This window comes from Streptomyces sp. NPDC048523 (assembly GCF_043199815.1).
Lineage (GTDB): Bacteria > Actinomycetota > Actinomycetes > Streptomycetales > Streptomycetaceae > Streptomyces.
The window spans coordinates 240,610-259,535 of the sequence record NZ_JBICWQ010000006.1 but is presented as its reverse complement, the minus strand read 5'-3'; the positions used below and the strand labels follow the sequence as shown (position 1 = coordinate 259,535).

Sequence of the window (18,926 nt, the reverse complement as noted above, 5' to 3'; positions counted from 1 at the left end):
CGTCTTTTCGTTTCTCGGCCGCGCCCCAGCGTCGACCTGCCCCGGTTCGTGACGCTAGCACGCGGCCCGCCGTCCGGAACCCCGGGCGGGGTCCGGTCGACGGGCCGGGTGGGGCGTCTGTCCCGTCTCCGGATCAGCCGACGCGGGTCAGCTTGTCGGTGAGACCCGGTTCGGTCAGATCCTTCTGGAGGGTGACCGGGACCTTGACCGCGCCGCCCTCGCCGTCGCCGACGGTGAGAGTGCCGACCTTGGTGCCGGCCTTCGCGGTGTGCGGTACGTCGTCGGCGGCGAAGGACAGCTTCACCTCGAGGCCGGCCCAGCCGACGGCGGTGACGTCCTTGGTGAGCACGACGGGTGTGTGGCCGCCGACGCCGTCGTCCACGTACCCGACGACGTCACCCTTCTTCAGGATCTTCGTCGAGGTCAGGGCGTCCCGGGCGGCGATCATCGCGACCCTGCTGACGTCGTTGACGGTCTTGATGATCGGCGCCTTGTGCTGGCCGAGGATCGCGCCGACGACGGTGACGGTCTCCCCGCCGACCTCCTTGCGGGCCGCGAAGAGAAGGTTGCCGCCGGCCGCGGTGGTGGTACCGGTCTTGATGCCGACAGCGCCGTTGTAGGGGACCAGATAGTTGTAGTTGTACCACTTCTGTCCGGACGGATCGATCCACTGTCCCATGGACGTGATCTCCATCAGCGCCGGGATCTTCACCAGCTCGTTGCCGAGCTTCACCTGGTCCTCGGCGGTGGAGACGGTGGTCTCCTTGAGGCCCGAGGCGTCGGTGTACTTCGTGTTCTTCATGCCGAGTTCCTTGGCGGTGTCGTTCATCTTCTTGATGAACGCGGCCTCGGAACCGGCGTCCCAGCGGGCGAGCAGCCGGGCGATGTTGTTGGCGGACGGGATCATGATCGCCGCGATCGCCTGCTTCTGGGTGAGGACGTCGCCCTGCTTGACGGTGTTGAGGGTGGATTCACCCTGCTTGTTGTAGCCGCCCTCCTTCTCGGCGAGCGCGTCGACGGTGATCTTCGCGCCCTCCTCGCCGGACTTGAGGGGGTGGTCCTTCAGGACGATGTAGGCGGTCATGGCCTTGGCCACGGAGCCGATCGCGACGGGGGTCTGCTTGCCGAAGTCGCCCATCGTGCCGATGCCGCTCACGTCCATCCAGCCCTGGCCCTGGGTGGGCCACGGGAGGGTCGCCTTGCTGCCGTCGAAGGTGTAGGAGTCCTCGGCGGTGAGGCTGAGCGAGGGGTCCGGCAGGGGGCGCAGGGCCTGCACGATCGCAAACGCGACGACCAGGAGGATGAGGATCGGGGTCCAGATCTTGACCCGGCGGCCCAGGGTGCGCAGGGGGCTGGGCGGGGGCGGCGGAGTGTTGGTGAGTTCCGCGAGCAGGTCGAGCGGCGGCTTCGGCGGCAGCGGCTGCTGCGTGGTCCGTTCCGGGCCGACCTGGGGGACGGCGGCGGTCACGTCCGCCTTCGGCCGCGGCTCGCGGGGCTCGTCGAGACCCTTCAGCGCGACGAACTTGCTCGTCCGCTCGGCGGGGGTCTCCGGCTTGGACTTGGGCTCGGCCTCCGGTGCCTTGCCGAGCTTCAGCATGGTGGTGGGCTGGTCCACGGGGGGCCGGGGTGCCTTGAAGACGGCGGTGGGCTGGTCGACGGGGGGCGCGTCGGCCACGTCCGCGCCACCGTCACCGGGCTCGTCGTCCGTCTGCGAGTCGGTGGGAGCCTTGTCGGTTACGTCGGCTTCGCCGGGCTCGTCGTCCGTCCGCGGGTCGGTGGGGGCCGGTCGCGCAGTTCCTCGCGCCCCTGAGGGGGTCGAGTCGCCGGTGTCCGGATCCCGATCCTCGTCGTCGGCAGGGGCTTCCTCGGCTACGGCCTTCTCGGCGGCGTCGCTCTCGGGTGCCGCGTCGGCGTCGGGGGCCGGCGTCGGCTCGCTGCCGGTCTTCGACCCGGCGTCGGGGCCGGGCTCGTCCTCCGCGGGTTCGGCGTCCTTGCCCGCGGGCTTCTCCGCGGCCTCCGCCTTGCCGGAACCCTCCGCGGGGCCGGCCCCGTCCCCCGTGGCCACCCACGCCGCCACCGCGTCCCGAAGTCGCGCGTCGCCCGAGGGGGCCGACTCGTCGCGCCCCCCGGAGTCACCGGCCCCGCTGTCGGAGTCACCAGAACTCTCAGCGGTAGCGGAGTCACCGGACTTGCTGTCGGGGTCGCCCGAGCCGTCGGTCGTACGGGTGTCGTCCGAGCCCTTGGCTGTGCCGATGCCGCCCGAGCCTTCGCCCGTGCCGGTGTCACCCAGGCCCTGGGCCGCGCCCGTGTCGCCCGAACCCTTGGCCGTATCGGAGTCGTCCGGCGCCGTGCCCTCCGGGTCCTCCGCCACGCCCGAGCCGCCGACTGCGGCCTCGGCCCCGTCGGCTTCCTCCTCGGCCTCGGCGCCGCCGACTTCGTCCCTGGACTCGGTCCCGCCGGCTTCCTCCTCGGCGTCGGCCCCGTCGGTGGACTCCGTTGCCCCGTCCTCGCTCGCGGACTTCGCGGCCTCAGCCCCGTCCTCCAGCTCCCCGTCCGCGGCCGAACGCGTGTCCCCGGCCTCCGTGGACCCGGGACCCCCCGTCCCGGCCTCTGAAGGGCCGTCGGCGCCGTCCTCGGGCGTCTTCGGGAGGTCGCGTACCGAGAAGACCCTCGTGGCCGTGTCGATGCCTGCGAGGGAGATGGACTCGCGTGCGACCGCGAGCCGGGGGTCGCGTGCGGAACTCCTCGCCCCGGGAACCGGGCTCCCGCTCCCCGACGTCGGTTCTGCCGACGACTCGCGCTGCTTCGACCTGTCGGGGGACTCGCCCGCCACCGATGCCTCCTCCATGTGCCGCAGGTGATCGGTATCCGTCACCCTGCGTCTGCCGAACCGTTGAATCGCCGCCCGGGCAGCCGCCACACCACGCTGTCCGAACCATGTACCAGTGTCCTGTGTGTGGCCCTGTCCCAGGCGGTAGACGAGAACGACATACCTACTGGTTCCACTACAAACAGGTCACGCACCCTCGACAGACCAATGTGAGAGGGGTCACCCTGTCTTTCATCCACGCGGGGAGGCATGGATGGGCAGGAGCCGCAGAACACTTCCGGAGGAGCTTCTGCTGCTGGCGTTGGACCCGACCACGGGTACCACCGCACAGCCGCAGTCGCTCGACCTCGGTCTGGCCGGAGCACAGCTAGTGGAGCTGGCGCTGGCCGGACGGATAGCCCCAGACGGGGATCGTATAGCCGTGGTAGCCCCACGGCCGACAGGAGATCCGACTTTGGACTGCGCGTTGGAGTTGCTGCGAAGGCGTGGCGCTCCCGTGCGGGCAGTGAACTGGATCGGCGGGCCGCGACTTGGGCTCCGCCAGACCTACCTCTCGCATCTGGAGCGGTGCGGCATGGTGCATGCCGTGGCGGGTCAGATGTGCGGAGTGCTGCCGACGACTCGCTACCAGGCGACGGACAACGAGATCAGCCGGGAGATCAAGGCCCGACTGGACTCGGCGATCCGCACCGGCGTACCGCCGGACCCGCGGACCGCTGCGCTCGCCGCCCTGGCACACGCGGTCGGTCTCGGCAAGCACCTGTATCCGGGCAACGAGGGACGTTCCTCGCGCTCCCGGCTGCGGGACCTGATCAGGCACGACCCCATGGGCGGACTCGTCGCGCACGCCGTGATGGACGTCCAGAACGGCGTGGCCGCACAGCCGCGTCGCAGCCCGGCACCGGCCGGCCGTCAGGCCGCCCCCGGAGCCAGGCCCGCGCCGGAACCCGCTCATGGCGTTCCGATGCAACCGCGCCGAGGACCGATGGCGCGCGCCGTGGCTCACTGAGCCGCAGTCCCACGGCACGCACCGCCGGCAGCACGACCAGGCACGACCGCACCACGCACCACTCAGCCGCCGCACCGTCAGTCCCCATAGACCGGTTCGGGAGCCGCTGGTCCGCGCGGGGCGACGGAACCGTACGTCCGTACACCGGGCGTCGCCGGGTTCCGACGCTCCGCGCGGCCGCATGTCCGGCCGCATGTCCGGGCATTGCCGGACGAGCGGCCCAACTGACGTGCGCCCAGCGCATATACACCGTTTCCCAGCGGTAATAAGCACCTTGGTGGCAGTCTGCTCAACAGCAGATACGCAAAGTCAAGAACGAGGCAGCAGCCGGAGGTGCACGTCCCGTGGCGTCCAGTGTCAATCCCACCGTCAGGCGACGCCGGCTGGGCCAGGAGCTGCGCAGGCTCCGCGAGCTCAAGGGCATGACGGCCGAAGAAGTGGCAGAGCGGCTGCTCGTGTCGCAGTCGAAGATCAGCCGGCTGGAGAACGGCCGGCGCAGCATCAGCCAGCGCGACGTCCGCGACCTGTGCGGGGTCTACGAGGTCGAGGACCAGCGCATCGTCGAATCCCTGATGCAGATGGCCAAGGACTCGCGGCAGCAGGGCTGGTGGCATGCCTTCGGGGACATCCCGTACAGCGTCTACATCGGCCTGGAGACCGACGCCGAGTCGCTGCGCGTGTACGAACCCCAGATCATCACGGGCCTGTTGCAGACCCGGCCGTACGCCGAGGCCATCGTGCGCGGCGGCGCGCCGGAGGCCACCGAGACGGAGAACGACAAGCGGGTCGAGGTACGGCTGCGGCGGCAGAGCCGGGTCGCGGCCGAACGGGATCCGCTGCGGCTGTGGGTCGTTCTGGACGAGGCGTCCCTGCGCCGGGTCGTGGGCAGCCGGCAGGTGATGCGCGAGCAGTTGGAGTACCTCGTGGAGATGTCCCAACAGCCCCACATCACCGTGCAGGTGCTGCCGTTCGACGTCGGCGCCCATCCGGGGCTGAGCGGCCAGTACTCCATCCTGGAGTTCTCGGACGCGGCGGACTCCAGCGTCGTCTACATCGAGGGCGTCACCAGCGACCTGTACCTGGAGAAGGCGCACGACGTGCAGAAGTACACCGTGATGTACGAGCACTTGAGGGCGCAGGCGCTCAACGTCGACCAGTCGCGCCAGATGATCGAGGACATCGCCAAGGAGTACGCCCGGGAGTACGCCCGGTGACAGGGCGGGCCGGATGGTACACCCCGGCCTTGCCCGTCTGGAAGAGTCCCTTGGAATATGCCACCAGAAGAGTGAACGACTGCTCCGAAAGAGGAAGTCGGCGAGTAGCGTCGATCACGCCAACGATCAGTAAAGGTTGGCGTAATCCGAACACTGCGCATCTGGCTACGGAGCGAATATGGCAATTCGTCTGGGCAACCTGGACACATGGACGACCTCCACCTACACCAACGCCAACGGGGCATGCCTGATGGTGAGGTCGACCGAAGAGGAAGCACTCGAACTCGGCGACACCAAGATCCCAGAGGGTCCCAAGCTGGCCTTCCCCGCCGAGGCGTGGAGCGCCTTCGTGGCCTCGGTCAAGGTGTGAGGGGCGGACCGGTCTGATCCCCGCCCCGTTCACCCACAACTGCACACCACAACTGCTCACGACAACAGCACAAGCACCACCACAGAGCCCTCTCGACCAGATCGCCGTCCTTGCCGAGGGGGCTCGGCGCATGCCTGCGGCGCTTAGGCCGGGGGGTTGTGCGTCGGGTGCGGCCCGGTGGGGGCTGGTCGCGCAGTTCCCCGCGCCCCCAAGGACGGGCACAGCTGGGCTGACGCGACTGCACCCACTCAGGGGCGCGGGGAACTGCGCGACCAGCCACAGCGGACCCGCGGCCGCCTACGCCAGCGCGCTCTCCACGGCGGTGACGAGCTCGTCCGACTCCGGCTCCGTCTGCGGGGAGAACCTCGCCACGACCGATCCGTCCCGGCCGATCAGGAACTTCTCGAAGTTCCAGCGGATGTCCCCGTCGTGCCCCTCCGCGTCGGCGAAGCCCACGAGCCGCTCGTACAGCGCGTGCCGCCCTTCCCCGTTCACCTCGACCTTCTCGGTCAGCGGGAAGGTCACGCCGTACGTCGCCGAGCAGAACTCCGCGATCTCCTCGGCGCTGCCGGGCTCCTGGCCCATGAACTGGTTGCAGGGCACGCCGAGGACGGTGAACCCCCGTTCCGCGTACCGCTCCTGGAGCTTCTCCAGGCCGTTGTACTGCGGGGTGAGCCCGCACTTGGAGGCCACGTTCACGATGAGGACGGCCTTGCCGGCGTACTGGGCGAGGTCGGCGGAGCCGCCCGTGAGGGCCCCGATCTCGATGTCGAGGGGAGAGGAACCATCTGTAGTCGTCATGAGCGGATGCTAACTCCGCTCAGCCAATCCCCGGTTCCGGCCCCGGCCCAGGTTCGCCGGTAGCGGCCCCCGACGCCTTCACCAGCACCTCCCCGGCCGCCGTCCGCACATACAGCACCGACCGCCCCGCCCGCCGCCGCTCCACCAGCCCGGCGTCCAGCAGCACCCGCAGATGCCGTCCCACCGACCCCAGCCCCTGCCCGGTCACGGCGACCAGCTGGCTGGTGCTCAGCGGGGAGTCCAGGAGGACGAACACCCTGGCCCGCCCGGCCCCGAGCAGCGTTCCGAGACCCGCGGGCACGCTCCGGGCGCCCGGGTCGGCGAGGGCGCCCGCGCAGCCGTAGACCAGGGCGTACCGTCCCGGTTCCTCCCACGTGGCCCAGCCGCGCCCGGCCGTGACCGGGAGGAAGACGAGTTCGGCGCCGCGGATGTCGCGGGGCGGGCGCTCGTGCCGGTTCACCTGGAGCCGGTTGTCGCCGAGCCAGCGGGTCTGCCCCGGCAGCAGGGAGTCGATGACGGCCGCCCAGCCACCCCGGCTCACCTGCGCGGTCCGGGCCACGACGTCCGCCTCCAGGATCCGCCGCCGACGGTGCCAGTACGGCCGTACCGTCGCCGTCCAGACGTGGGCGAGGAGCGCGGCCGCCCGCTCGGGGAGGTCGTCGCGCTCCAGGGCGGCGGGCAGCGGGCCGCGCAGGGAGACCCGGAGGTTCGCGCGGGCCTCGGCGGGGTCGGTGGCCCGGATCCGCGCCAGGGTCTCCTCCAGGGGTGTGCCGTCACGCGGCAGGGGCGCGAGGAAGTCGGCGATCCAGGACGTGCCCACCCCGGAGCGCACGAGCAGCGCGGTCACCGGATCGGCCGCGAGGCGCGCGCGGTAGCCGGGCAGATTGGCGCGGAGCCAGGCCTCCTCGCCCGGGTGGGCGCCGGTGCCCTTGTTCAGCAGTCGCAGGGCCGCGAAGGTCTCGGTGAACGGGCAGACCACGAACCGGCTGCGGACCAGGGTGTCCCCGTCGACCTGCCACCAGCCCATGAAGCCCCCCGTGGTTTCGCGACCGCGCGAAACACTAACCGTCAGCCGCCACGCGCTCCGAGACTCCCCGCATGCGCAGCTACCGCACCCTCTTCCGCACCCCGGAATACACCCCCTTCCTCCTCTCCTTCGCCGCCCACGCCGCGGCCCAGACGATCGGCGGCCTGGCCCTCGGCACGCTGGTCTACCGGGCCACCGGCTCTCCGCTGCTGTCGGCGCTGAGCATGTTCGGACCGCAGCTCGCGCAGTTACTGGGGGCCGCGTTCCTGCTCTCGGGCGCCGACCGGCTGCCCCCGCGCGCGGTCCTGACCGTCATCTCCCTCGCCTTCGCGGCCGGTACGGCGGCGTTGGCGCTGCCCGGCCTGCCGGTGTGGGCCGTCTTCGCCGTCCTGTTCCTGCAGGGCCTGGTCGCGTCGCTGGGCGGGGGAGTGCGCGGCGGACTGATGAACGAGATCCTGCCCGCGAACGGCTATGTCCTGGGCCGCTCGGTCTTCAACATGCTGTGGGGCCTGGTGCAGATGACCGGCTTCGCGGCGGGCGGCGCGCTCCTGGCGTTCCTGACCCCGCGCCTGTGCCTGCTCCTCGCGGCGGCGCTCTACGTGGCCTCGGCCCTCGTCAACCACCTGGGCCTCACACCCCGCCCGCCGCGCTCGGCCGGCCGCCCGTCCTTCTCCGCGACCTGGCGCACCAACGCCCTCCTGTGGTCCTCCCGCCCCCGCCGCCTGGTCTACCTGGGCCTGTGGGTCCCCAACGGCCTGGTGGTCGGCGGCGATTCGCTCTACATCTCCTACGCCCCCGCGGCCGCCGGCACGATGTACGCGTGCGGGGCGCTGGGCATGTTCGCGGGCGACCTGGCGGTCGGCCGCCTGGTGCCGCCCGCGCTGCGGCCCCGCCTCGCGACCCCGCTGCGCCTGCTGCTGGCCGTGCCCTATCTGTTCTTCGTGCTACGGCCGTCCGTGCCGCTGTCGGCCGTGGCGGCCGCCGTCGCCTCCGTCGGCTTCGCCGCGAGCCTGGTCCTCCAGGAACGCCTGATGTCGCTCACCCCCGACGACCTCGCGGGCCAGGCGCTCGGCCTGCACACCACCGGCATGGTCGCCCTCCAGGGCATCGGCGCCCTCATGGCCGGCACTCTGGCCCAACTGACCTCCCCGGCCACGGCGATGACCCTCATGGCGGCCGCGTCGATCGCGGTGACCCTGACGCTCTTCGCGCTGGAAAGGCGTCTCGTCCCGGACGGCGTGAGCCCGGACCTCAGGGAGTGTGGGCGGACAGGTCGTTGAAGGCGAGGGGGACCGGGTCGGCGTCCTGATGCCTGACGTCCTTCAGGTAGGCCTCGAGCGCCGGCGGGCGGTAGCGGGAGTCGCCCTCGCGGCGCCGCAGGACCGTGTCGGCCAGGTGCTCGTTGCCGACGAGGCGACCGTGCTTGTCCCTCTCCTGTCCGATCGGGCGGTGCAGGGGCCGGAAGAGCCGGTAGAAGCCCTTCCGGGAGGGGACCCACGGGCCCATCGGGTTCGGCTGGACGGCGAAGTCGACGCACTCCTGCGGGTTCATGCTGTCCGGCCCCTTCGCGCTGAGGATCCCGGGCTCGAATTCCAGGCCGTACCGGACGGCCTGCTGGACCATCCACAGGAGGGTGATGTCGGACAGGCCCGAGTCCTTCTCGCCGCCCCCGACGGAGAGATGTACCCCGGAGAACCACATCTGCAGCAGCTCCTGATGGTTGCCGGCGTCCTTCTCCTGCTGCCACAGGGTCGGCGGGAACGCCGAGCGCTCCTCGTCGACGGCCAGGGCCTGGAAGGCACCGTTCACCGACCTGCTGAGGGTGGTGTCGTGGAAGGCCCAGCGGTGGTTGAAGCGGTCGACGAGCGGCTGGAGGAACCGGGGCGCCGGAACCGGGATGCCCAGGGAGCCGACCGTGTCCCAGACGCCCACGAAACGGATCTCCGTCTCGTACGCGTACGCCCCGCGGAACAGCGTGGCGGCCACGCTGGTCGGTTTGTCGGCGCGGCTGCGGTACAGCGCCCACGCCTCGTCGATCCGGTCGGCCTGCTCCGGGCGCAGGATGCCGCAGTTGCGCACCAGCCCGGCCAGGCTGCGCGCGGTGAACGCGCCCCGGCTGAAGCCGAACAGGTACAGGGCGTCGCCGGGTTCGTAGGTGTGGATGAGGAAGCGGTAGGCGTCGAGCACGTTGCGCGACAGGCCCACCCCGAACGCCCCGCCCCGCAGCCGTTCCCGCCGGTTCGTGCCGACCCCGCTGTGGTAGTACACCCGCTGTTCCGTTCCGTCAGCGGAGCGTCGCCGTACGGCCAGGGCCACCTTGGCGACATTCGTCTTGCTCGGCTGGTCGGCGAGATTCCACGTCCCGTCGCAGCAGACCACCAGACGCTTGGCCATCCTGTGCCTCCTCCACCCGTAGCCCCTGCGGAGAGGACCGCGGGACTGCTCGGCAGATACAGCCAGTACCGCAGGGACCGCGCCGACCCGCAACTCGGAGCCCGGTGGCGGGTCGGCGGCGGACCGGCGGTCAGGCCACGACCGTGAACAGTCCCGTCTTCTCGCCCAGCCGCGCCAGCGAGACCTTGCCCGGGATGCCGTTGGCGTCGGCGCCGCTGTAGCCCAGGTGGCGCTGCCACTTGGCGTAGGCGGCGACGGTGGTGGTGCCGAAGGAGCCGTCTCCGGCGTAGGACTTGGAGAGATAGCCGAGTTCGACGAGGGCGGCCTCCGTCAGGTTGGTGCCGGCCATGTAACTGACGTGGCCCTGCTTGGCCCGGGGTCCGTCTTCGCGGCCTTGACCAGCCGGGACAGGTCGACGCGGGGCTTGCCCGCCGGCTTCGTCGGCTCCGTCTTTCCGGCCCCCGCGGCCAGCTGCTTCTTCACGGCGGCCCGGAAGTCGTCCATGTCGAAGCTAGGGTCGATCTTGCCGGGCTGGCACTCCTTGTGCCCGGCGACGGACTTCTCGCTCCAGCCGTGCGCGCGGCAGATCGCCGCCGCCCACAGCACGGCCTGCCGGTACTGCGCTGTCGGGTAGGGGTCGCCGCTCTTGCCGAGGTTCTCGATCTCCAGGCCGTACAGACAGTCGTTGCCGTCCGCCGTCGCCACGTCGTCGTGGGGCAGCGGCTTCTCGTTGCGGAGCGCGTTGAGGACATCGATGTCGGCGTAACCCGCGTGGTTGGTACGGCCGTTGCCGATCAGCCACAGCCCGGCGGTCTTGCCGAGCCAGGCGTGGCACAGCGGCCCCGGCAGGTCGGATCTGCCCTTGTAGCAGAGCTCCTTGTCGTTGTGCCCGCCGGTGTGGTGGATCAGCACCCCGATGACGGGTCCGAAGGACTTGCCGGACGCCGCGTCGCGGTTGTGGGTCTTCCAGCCGGCGTGCTCGTGCACGGTGAGGCCCTCGGCCTTCAGCGCGGCGAGCATCTTCGCGGCGGACAGGGGTGTGGCCATGGCTGCGGTTCCTTCCGGGCGACGCGCCGAGAAACGCGTCAAGTAGCGGCCGGATCTCGTGAGTTGAGGTGCGGGAAGGGCATCCAGTGGTACGTGCTCGCCCCACTCGCCGCTCATAATTGCGGGCAACGGCCCGCCCCGAAGGGGAAACGCGGCATTCACAGCCGAAGGGGGTCCCCGGCGTCGTACGCGCGCGGCATTTCGGTGACCCGTGTTCGGCGCGGCGGCCCGAGGGGGAACGACCGCCGCGCCGAGGCCGGATCGCCGAGGCCGGATCGCTGTGGCCGGACGACCGTGGCCGGACGACCGTGGGTGGATCGCCGTGGCCGTGGATCAGCCCGGTGCCACCGCGCGGCCGGTCTGGGGCGAGATCATGCCGGAGCACAGCCCCTTGGCGGCCAGTGTCTGTGCGATGCGCGGGATCGCCGCGCGGGTGTTGGCGGGCCAGTCGTGCATGAGGACGACCTGTCCGTTGGTGAGCCGGCCGACCGCCGCGACGATCGCGTCGGTACTGGCGTTGTTCCAGTCCTGCGAGTCGACCTGCCAGATGACCTCGGTCAGCCCGTACTTGGCCTCCACGGCCTTCACCGTCGCGTTGGTCTCGCCGTACGGCGGCCGGAACAGCCTCGGTGTGCCACCACCGGCGTTCGCGAGCGCCTGCTGGGTGCGGGAGATCTCCGAGTCGACCGTGGCCTGGCTCTGCTGGGTCAGATGCGGGTGCGTGTAACTGTGGTTGCCGACCCACATCCCGGCGCTGACCTGGGCCCTGACGAGGGCCGGGTTGGCGGCGGCGTTCTGGCCCGTGTTGAACATGGTGGCCCTGAGGCCGTACTGCCGCAGGGAGTTGAGCAGGGTGGTGGTGCCGCTGCCCGGGCCGTCGTCGAAGGTGAGGCCGACGTATCCGGAGCAGGCGGCGGCCTGCGCGGGGGCGGCGGAGGCGGGGACGGTGAGGGTGCCGGCGGCGGCCAGAGCGGCGGCGGCCAGTAACGGCAGGTGCGCCCGGCCCCTCATCACGCCACCGTGATGTTGGAGCTGCCGCTGCTCTGATAACCCTCGGTCGCGAGGATCATGTAGTACTTGAAGCTGCCCATCGGCATGCCGGCGCGGGCCCACGCGTCGAAGTGGTTGCCGGTGGTGATGGAGCCGCCGGTCCGCCTCGACTGCCGGACGCTCCAGTACTGGTTGAAGGTCCTGGTGCCCTCCACGGACGGGGCGTTGTACCGGGTGGTCTGGTAGATGTCGTACGTCCCGCCGTCGCTGGTGACGGTGCCCTTGTACGTTCCGGTGGGCCGGTAGGTGCCCCAGTTGTCGACGATGTAGTACTCGACGAGCGGGTTCGAGGTCCAGCCGTAGAGGGCCAGGTAGGCGTTGCCGGACGGGTTGAAACTGCCGGAGTAGTTCACGGTCCTGCGGGAGCCGTTGCCCCAGCCCTTGCCGGCCACGAAGTTGCCGGTGTTGCGCCAGGAAGTGCTGTAGTTCCCGCCGGAGTTGAGGGTCATGGAGACGGTGCCCTGGGCGTCCGTCCAGAACGAGTAGTAGTAGCCGTTGTTGGTCCCGGTCTGGTTCGTGGTGATGACCGTGGCCGCCTCGGCGGTGCCGGGCAGGGCCAGCGTGGCCCCGGTGGCCAGCAGGAGGCCGCAGACGCTGCGGCGCGTGGGGTGTGCGGGTGTGTGAGTCATGCCCCACAGTTTTGGTCTGCCCCTGTCAAGCGTCAACAGTTTCGGCACATGTTTCGAATGATTCGGCAGCCGTGAGCTGGCGATACCTGATCATCTTTCCGTCATGGAGCCTCAAAGAACCGATGTATTTCTTCGAATGTTTCGAAGACCTTCCGGACGGCCGAGGCAAAAGAAAAAGGCAGGGAGGTCAGCACCTCCTTGCCATGTTCAACGTATAGCGTACGAGGGGGCTTGCGGCAAGGCCCCGGGGTGGGCGCACACTTACCGGCCGTACCCGAAACCGGAGCTGCTGACTTGAATTCCCTGCCCACGAGCGTGTTCGATCTTCCCGACCGCCTCGCCGCCAAGGCCGCCCCCGCACTGATCGCCGCCGACGAGCGGCACTTCGCGGCCATCGCGGAGTGCCTGGAGCAGACGATCGCCGAACTGTCCGACACCCTCGCCACCACCCTCAGGGCGCCCGGCGGCATCGGCCAGGAAGCCATGGACCGGGACACCGAGATCCACCGCCTCAGCGCCCGGCTGCGCACCCTGCGCCGCTTCGGCCTGGACCTGTGCCTCGGGCACATGGTCGGCGCCGACGACCCCGAGCCGGTCTACGTCGGACGACTCGGCCTCACCGACAGCACGGGCCGCAGACTGCTCGTCGACTGGCGTTCCCCCGCCGCCGAGCCGTTCTTCGGGGCCACCCACGCCAACCCGATGGGACTGGCCAGCCGCCGCAGGTACCGCTGGAAGAACGGCCGGATCGGCGACTACTGGGACGAGGTGTTCGCCCCGGACGGCTTCGCCGGGCACCACGCCTCCCTCGACGACCAGTCCGCCTTCATCGCCAGCCTGGGCAGCGACCGCTCGGAACGGATGCGGGACGTCCTCGGCACCATCCAGGCCGACCAGGACGCCATCATCCGCGCGGGATCCCGCGGCGCGCTCGTCGTCGACGGCGGCCCCGGCACCGGCAAGACCGTCGTCGCCCTGCACCGCTCCGCCTACCTCCTGCACTCCGACCCGCGCCTCGGACACCGCCGCGGCGGCGTCCTGTTCGTCGGCCCGCACCGGCCCTACCTGGCCTACGTCTCCGACGTCCTGCCCAGCCTCGGCGAGGAGGGCGTGCAGACCTGCGTCCTCAGGGACCTCGTGGCCGAGGGAGCCACGGCAGGAGTCGAGAGCGACCCGGAGGTGGCCCGCCTGAAGTCCTCGGCGGACCTGGTCAAGGCGATCGAGAAGGCCGTCCGGTTCTACGAGGAGCCGCCCACCGAGGGCATGACCGTCACCACCCACTGGTCCGACATCCCGCTGACCGCAACCGACTGGGCCGAGGCGTTCGACGCGGCGGAGGGCGCCCCGCACAACGACGCCCGCGACCAGGTCTGGAACGAACTCCTCACGATCCTCGTGGACAAGCACGAGGGCGACGCCCCGGAGGCCCTCCTCCGCAAGTCCCTGCGCCAGAACCGCGAACTGCTCACCGCGTTCAACCGGGCGTGGCCGCTCCTGGAGGCGGCCGACCTGGTCTCGGACCTGTGGACCGTCCCGGCCTACCTGCGGATGTGCGCTCCCTGGCTGAACCGCGACGAGGTACGGATCCTGCAGCGCACGGACGGCCACGCCTGGACGGTGTCCGACCTGCCGCTCCTGGACGCGGCACGGCAGCGGCTCGGCGACCCGGAGATCTCCCGCCGCAGACGCCGTAACGAGACCACCCTCGCCGCCGAACGCGAACGCATGACCACGGTCGTGGAGAGCCTGAGCGCGGTCGCCGACGACGAGTACGGGATGGGCCTGGTGACGATGCTCCACGGCGAGGACTTCCACGACGTGCTGGTCGACGAGGCCGCCCTGCACATCGCCGACCCGGACCTGCTCGCCGGCCCGTTCGCCCACGTCGTCGTGGACGAGGCGCAGGAACTGACCGACGCCGAGTGGCAGATGCTGCTGCTGCGCTGCCCGTCCCGCAGCTTCACCATCGTCGGCGACCGCGCCCAGGCCAGGCACGGCTTCACGGAGTCCTGGCAGGAGAGGCTGGAGCGGGTGGGCCTGGACCGCGTCCGCATGGCCTCCCTGAGCGTCAACTACCGCACCCCGGAAGAGATCATGAAGGAGGCCGAGCCGGTCATCCGCGCCGCCCTCCCGGACGCCAACGTCCCCACCTCGATCCGCAGCACCGGCATCCCGGTGACGTACGGCCCGGTGACGGACCTGACCGCGCTGCTGGACACCTGGCTCGCGGACCACCCCGAGGGCATCGCCTGCGTCATCGGCGCCCCGGACTTCGAGCCGACCCCCCGGGTCCGCTCCCTGACCCCGGCCCTGTCGAAGGGCCTCGAGTTCGACCTGGTGATCCTCGTGGACCCGCAGAACTTCGGCGAGGGCGTCGAGGGGGCGGTGGACCGGTATGTGGCGATGACGAGGGCGACACAGCGGTTGGTGATCCTGACGAGTGCCGGCGTGGGGGTGGGGGACGTAGGGGACGCGGGGGACTGACTTCACAGCCGCTGGATGGGTGAGCCCGGTGATGGCCTTGCGGGTGGCCACACGCGGAAGACGGCACCGATCAGGTGCGGTTCCAGGGCATCGAGCTGCGCCTGGCGTTATAGCCGGAACGACGCCGGGCAACCCTGACCTGAGCCGTGGCTCACGGAAACACGCCCGGCGACGTTGCTGGCAGCCGTGTGGGTCAGGGCACCCTTCGATTCGACCTACGGTCGGCTACCTCTTGCAGTGCCGGCAGGCCGTGAGTCCCTGCTCCTTGGCCTCTTCCTCCGACATCGGCTCTTGCCCCATGTAGGTGTCCTGCTTCCCGTTCAACGACGGGCAGTCGGCGTCAGTGTGGTACTTGGTCCGGTGATCTCCGATACGTACGTGGACAGTGCTCACGAGGCCTCCCAATCGGTCAGTGACGATATGTAAGCCGAACCTGGTAAGAAGCACGGCCTGCCAAGACGCCGACTTGCGCGTTTCCGGGCGGCTTCGCTGTCGGCGCGCCAGGCATCGCCGTCACTCGGCGGATCGTCCAGAGCCGCCCCGCCGCGTCGCAGCCACGACCGAGATCAGCGTCGCGGCGACCATCAGCACAAAACTCATCGAGTCAGCAGTCATCACAACGGCGAACGGCGCGCCCACCAGGCTCGGCGACTTTCCGACGACCAAGCCAAGACCTATGAGCAGAGGGATCAAGGACAAGCGCACTTCCTGGCGGAGGCTCGCTCCTTGCCGAATCTTCGTTTGCACCCACCAGCGACAACCGAAGCCGAGAAGAACCAGCAAGCAGCCCAAGACCACGACGGACCAGTCCATGAACCTGAGCATCGATACCCCTCGTCGGGCCGCCTCACGACATCACCGCGGTTTGTTCCCGCGGGGCGAGAGCCTGGCAGGCAACTCGTACGACGGGGAACGAACCGCTCACGTTCTTGGCGCGATCTTTGCTCCTTCTCGCAGAAGCCGATGGTGGACGGGAGGGGGAACATATCCCGAGTCGTGGTCGGCGGGGAGCATGATCGCGGGCCAATGCTTGTCCTGACGCTGGACACTCGCCTGCCCGTCTCGGATCCGTGAATGGCGCGTTCGATGTCGTGTCATGTCGTGCACACAGCCGAGCCGAGATCTACCTCCTGTCTCCCCCTGGGCAGTCTCCGCATTGTCCGGAGGTGCCATGGGCTGCGTCGCCTGGTCATTGACGGTTTGGGCACGCGCATACTGCGACGCGGGTTACGACGCCGGCGAACACTTCGAACTCAACTTCCTGCTCCCTCTTGTCGTGGGAGGCGAAGCACTTGCCGTACTCGCGGCGCAGGCCATCGGCAGACGCCTGGTGGTTCGCACGCCAACGGCGGTCCGCGTCTCACTGCCGACGCTGCTGGTGGTCGTCGCGACGGTGTCGTTGGCATGGTGGCTCTTCACGACGCGAGGGACGCTGGACGGCTGTCCCGGCGACTCCGGACTCTGTCCGGTGAGCAACATCCCTCCACAGTGGCCTGACTGGATTCCCGTCTGATCAGCCACACCCGGACACCAGCGGTCGGGCCCTGAACAGCCATCCGCGGACCCGTCCCCCGTGACCTCCTGCGTTACGTTACTCAGAAGGCAAATGGTCCTCCGGACCGTGTGCGCGATCGTATCGAGACGAGCATCATCGATTGCACAATGACAGGCTGAGCAGGTCAGTGCCCGTGGCTTTGCTTCGGGGCTGAGGCAGCAAGTATCTGCTCGGTTGTTTAGCATCGTTCACGTTGGCACGGGGGTCCGCTCGCTCCCTTCAGATTGGCTCCCTCGAACCGTGCCCCAGAGGTTTTCGCTCCAGTGAGGTCAGCGTTTCTCAGGTCGGCGTTGGTGAAGTCGACGTTCCTGACGTCGGCATTCCTAAGGTCAGTACCATTGAGGTTTGCCCCAGACAGGTATGCGCCTCTGAGGATTGATTCGCTGAGTATTGCGTCGTGTAGGTTCGAGCAGCTTCCGAGTTCGACGGATGGGTCTGGGCAGAAGATCGTGCCGGTGAAATTCATGTTGGGGAGGAGCGCGTTGGTTAGGTCAGCGCCGATGAGTTCCGTGTTGGTCAAATCAGCGCATCGGTCAACAGCGGATCCACGGTCCCCCTCGGCGTGGCTCAGCGATCGGGAACGACCCGGAACTGCCAACGCTTCCCCTCGGCTCCCCTGTGCTGGCTGCAGATACATATCACCGCAGAAGTGGGCACCTGTGAAGTTCACTTCTTTGAGATTTGCCTCGTGAAAGCGTGAGCCCGACAGGTCAGCGTAAGCGAAATTTGCTCCAGGGAGAAATGCGTTGTCAAGGCGTGAGCCGGTAAGTGTGGCCTCTGAGAGGTTCACCTTGTCCAACCATGCTCCTCGGAGGTCCAGATTGGACAGCGACGAGCTACTGAGATCTGCTTCTGAAAAAACCGCTTCACGGAAGGGAATCACTTTTGCGCGGCCGTCAAGTTGCACGCCGCGGAGGCTAGTACGCCTGAGGTCAACAGGTACTCCCTTGTCAAAATCTGAACGACGGTTTCCCAGCACGGTCATCACTGCCTGCACATCGGCTCTGGGAGAAGAAATCCCGCCCGATTCAGCCTGTGGTTTGTTGCGGCCAGCCGGCGCAGCAGCGTGCGTACGCAGGTAAGCGGACAGGACCGAGACGACCGTGGGGTGGTCGCGAGCGGAGTCATCCATGATCCGCCCGAGCGCGTAAATTCCCCCTAGCCGTTCGTCAAGGGACGCCGACCCCAGGTTGTTGATAGCGGCGTTGAACCGGTTGGTGATCTGTCCCTGCTCACTGATCCGCAGTTCTTTGCCCGTCTGCGTGACCTGCATCCAGGTGAACAGCAGCGCGAGCAACGCCGCGAACCCTGGCAGACTGGCAACCAACAGTCCTCCCAAGCGAATGCGGTCTGTGTTCGATGAATTGGTGGTCCTCGGTGGTCGACGGTCACGGTGTTGGCGAAGCCGCCGTGACGTGCGCCGCTGCGCGGTCCGGCGGAGCCTCGCAGAGTCCAGGTTCCGCGCCATGCCTTCCATGGCACCTCTCGAAGGGTGAAGCTGCCACTCGGCGCGTATAGCTCGCGCTCTCAGCTTGGGAAGCGGCGGGCATTCGAGGCCACTTCTAAGGCTGACCTGGGCGAACGGTAGAATCGTGGCGCCGTCGGACTGGACGGCTTTCCCCGTGATTCCCTGCTCGATGATCCACCGCAACCTGTGCCGTGTTAAGGCACGGATTGACATGCCCGAGCGGCTCGTGCTGTCGGTGGGGGAGGACTTCGGCGTGGCCGATGCCACCACTCGCGCCCCGCTATCGATTGCTCGCTCCTGGCGGCTTTCACGACGCTCCGTTTCGGCGAGCTGGCCGCGCTTCGGTGGAAGGACATCGACTTGGTCGGCCGCGTAGGTCGTCGTCCAGCGTGCGCACGCCGAACTACAAGACGGGCAGCTCCTCGACAAGGCGCCCAAGTCGGCTGCGGGGGTGCGTACGGTCTCTTTTCCCGCTGAGGTGGCCGCCGGGATGGGGACCACCTTGAGCTGCCGGGCAGGACGGCCACCTGTTCATTGATCCGCAGGGCGGGCAACTGTGGCGGAGCAACACTTCCCCGCCCTTCGGCACAAGGGCAATACGCTCCACTGCCGGGGCCACACGCGGGAGCTCATGACGGGGATGGGGCAGAGCAGCTCCCGGGCTGTGCTGATCTATCAGCACACGGCCCGGGCCATCGCCGATCGGCTCGTGGCCATGAACCGCGAGGGCGGGGGGAGAGGCCACCTTAGCCAGGAGTGATGTGGCATCCGCGTGGCATTAGTGGCACGCGTGTGGCACGGCCTCGAACACGACGAAGGGCCAGCCTGGGAGGAAACCCTCCTGAGCTGGCCCTTTTTCTGTGCCCCCGGCAGGATTCGAACCTGCGACACCCGCTTTAGGAGAGCGGTGCTCTATCCCCTGAGCTACGAAGGCGGGGCTTTGCGTGGACCGCCGCGGAGGGCGGTCCATGACAGGTTAGCGGATCAGGCGGGGGTGGTGGGGCCGGGGCTGATGCCTCCGCCCGGTTTCCTGGCCTGCTGGTCTCTC

Annotated in this window: 16 protein-coding genes and 1 tRNA gene; 6 read left to right on the top strand and 11 right to left on the bottom strand. The window is 69.1% G+C overall.

Annotation, left to right across the window (positions count from 1 at the left end; genetic code table 11):
- Positions 1 to 133: 133 nt before the first annotated feature.
- Positions 134 to 2,848, bottom strand: coding sequence for a D-alanyl-D-alanine carboxypeptidase (locus ACGFWE_RS30440; protein ID WP_393603042.1), 2,715 nt, complete (start codon positions 2,846 to 2,848; stop codon positions 134 to 136).
- A gap of 235 nt (positions 2,849 to 3,083) precedes the next feature.
- Between ACGFWE_RS30440 and ACGFWE_RS30435 the strand changes: the two genes are divergently transcribed.
- From ACGFWE_RS30435 to ACGFWE_RS30425, 3 genes are all read left to right on the top strand, one after another.
- A complete protein-coding gene (locus tag ACGFWE_RS30435) occupies positions 3,084 to 3,839 on the top strand; it encodes a GPP34 family phosphoprotein (RefSeq protein ID WP_352388494.1) in 756 nt (251 codons plus the stop codon).
- 344 nt (positions 3,840 to 4,183) lie between these two features.
- Positions 4,184 to 5,053 carry a helix-turn-helix transcriptional regulator gene (locus ACGFWE_RS30430; protein ID WP_352388492.1) on the top strand — a complete coding sequence of 290 codons (870 nt, stop codon included), beginning with the start codon at positions 4,184 to 4,186 and terminating at the stop codon, positions 5,051 to 5,053.
- 178 nt (positions 5,054 to 5,231) lie between these two features.
- Positions 5,232 to 5,423, top strand: coding sequence for a DUF397 domain-containing protein (locus ACGFWE_RS30425; protein ID WP_266518024.1), 192 nt, complete (start codon positions 5,232 to 5,234; stop codon positions 5,421 to 5,423).
- A 297-nt stretch (positions 5,424 to 5,720) separates the two neighbouring features.
- Here the strand turns inward: ACGFWE_RS30425 and ACGFWE_RS30420 are convergent, their stop codons facing one another.
- Both ACGFWE_RS30420 and ACGFWE_RS30415 read right to left on the bottom strand, forming a co-directional pair.
- On the bottom strand, positions 5,721 to 6,224 hold the full coding sequence (locus ACGFWE_RS30420; RefSeq protein WP_393603039.1) for a glutathione peroxidase: 504 nt from the start codon (positions 6,222 to 6,224) through the stop codon (positions 5,721 to 5,723).
- A gap of 19 nt (positions 6,225 to 6,243) precedes the next feature.
- Positions 6,244 to 7,251 (bottom strand): winged helix-turn-helix domain-containing protein, encoded by a 1,008-nt coding sequence (locus ACGFWE_RS30415; RefSeq protein ID WP_393603037.1) that lies wholly within the window; start codon positions 7,249 to 7,251, stop codon positions 6,244 to 6,246.
- A gap of 71 nt (positions 7,252 to 7,322) precedes the next feature.
- Between ACGFWE_RS30415 and ACGFWE_RS30410 the strand changes: the two genes are divergently transcribed.
- Positions 7,323 to 8,531 (top strand): MFS transporter, encoded by a 1,209-nt coding sequence (locus ACGFWE_RS30410; RefSeq protein ID WP_393603035.1) that lies wholly within the window; start codon positions 7,323 to 7,325, stop codon positions 8,529 to 8,531.
- On the opposite strand, the gene ACGFWE_RS30405 is transcribed toward ACGFWE_RS30410, so the two are convergent.
- The 5 genes from ACGFWE_RS30405 to ACGFWE_RS30385 form a co-directional block, all read right to left on the bottom strand.
- Positions 8,503 to 9,645, bottom strand: coding sequence for a DUF2235 domain-containing protein (locus ACGFWE_RS30405; RefSeq protein WP_352388484.1), 1,143 nt, complete (start codon positions 9,643 to 9,645; stop codon positions 8,503 to 8,505). The genes ACGFWE_RS30410 and ACGFWE_RS30405 overlap by 29 nt on opposite strands.
- Positions 9,646 to 9,775: 130 nt before the next feature.
- Positions 9,776 to 9,994 (bottom strand): hypothetical protein, encoded by a 219-nt coding sequence (locus ACGFWE_RS30400; RefSeq protein WP_393603033.1) that lies wholly within the window; start codon positions 9,992 to 9,994, stop codon positions 9,776 to 9,778.
- On the bottom strand, positions 9,976 to 10,692 hold the full coding sequence (locus tag ACGFWE_RS30395; protein WP_393603031.1) for an N-acetylmuramoyl-L-alanine amidase: 717 nt from the start codon (positions 10,690 to 10,692) through the stop codon (positions 9,976 to 9,978). The genes ACGFWE_RS30400 and ACGFWE_RS30395 overlap by 19 nt, the downstream gene beginning before the upstream one ends.
- A 333-nt stretch (positions 10,693 to 11,025) precedes the next feature.
- Entirely contained in the window at positions 11,026 to 11,703 is a 678-nt protein-coding gene (locus ACGFWE_RS30390) for a polysaccharide deacetylase family protein (protein WP_393603029.1), read from the bottom strand.
- Positions 11,703 to 12,371 carry a glycoside hydrolase family 11 protein gene (locus ACGFWE_RS30385; RefSeq protein ID WP_352388478.1) on the bottom strand — a complete coding sequence of 223 codons (669 nt, stop codon included), beginning with the start codon at positions 12,369 to 12,371 and terminating at the stop codon, positions 11,703 to 11,705. Before ACGFWE_RS30385 ends, ACGFWE_RS30390 begins: the two co-directional genes overlap by 1 nt.
- A 294-nt stretch (positions 12,372 to 12,665) precedes the next feature.
- Here ACGFWE_RS30385 and helR point away from each other — a divergent pair, with 294 nt between their 5' ends.
- Positions 12,666 to 14,855, top strand: coding sequence for an RNA polymerase recycling motor ATPase HelR (gene helR / locus ACGFWE_RS30380; RefSeq protein ID WP_393603027.1), 2,190 nt, complete (start codon positions 12,666 to 12,668; stop codon positions 14,853 to 14,855).
- Between the two features lie 513 nt (positions 14,856 to 15,368).
- Here the strand turns inward: helR and ACGFWE_RS30375 are convergent.
- Positions 15,369 to 15,668: a hypothetical protein gene (locus ACGFWE_RS30375; protein ID WP_352388474.1), complete on the bottom strand. Its 300-nt coding sequence runs from the start codon at positions 15,666 to 15,668 to the stop codon at positions 15,369 to 15,371.
- A gap of 358 nt (positions 15,669 to 16,026) precedes the next feature.
- Between ACGFWE_RS30375 and ACGFWE_RS30370 the strand changes: the two genes are divergently transcribed.
- Positions 16,027 to 16,368 (top strand): hypothetical protein, encoded by a 342-nt coding sequence (locus ACGFWE_RS30370; protein ID WP_393603025.1) that lies wholly within the window; start codon positions 16,027 to 16,029, stop codon positions 16,366 to 16,368.
- 220 nt (positions 16,369 to 16,588) lie between these two features.
- On the opposite strand, the gene ACGFWE_RS30365 is transcribed toward ACGFWE_RS30370, so the two are convergent.
- Together ACGFWE_RS30365 and ACGFWE_RS30360 are read right to left on the bottom strand one after the other, a co-directional pair.
- Positions 16,589 to 17,737, bottom strand: coding sequence for a pentapeptide repeat-containing protein (locus ACGFWE_RS30365; protein ID WP_393603023.1), 1,149 nt, complete (start codon positions 17,735 to 17,737; stop codon positions 16,589 to 16,591).
- Between the two features lie 1,002 nt (positions 17,738 to 18,739).
- Positions 18,740 to 18,812, bottom strand: a tRNA-Arg gene (locus tag ACGFWE_RS30360).
- Between the last annotated feature and the right edge of the window lie 114 nt (positions 18,813 to 18,926).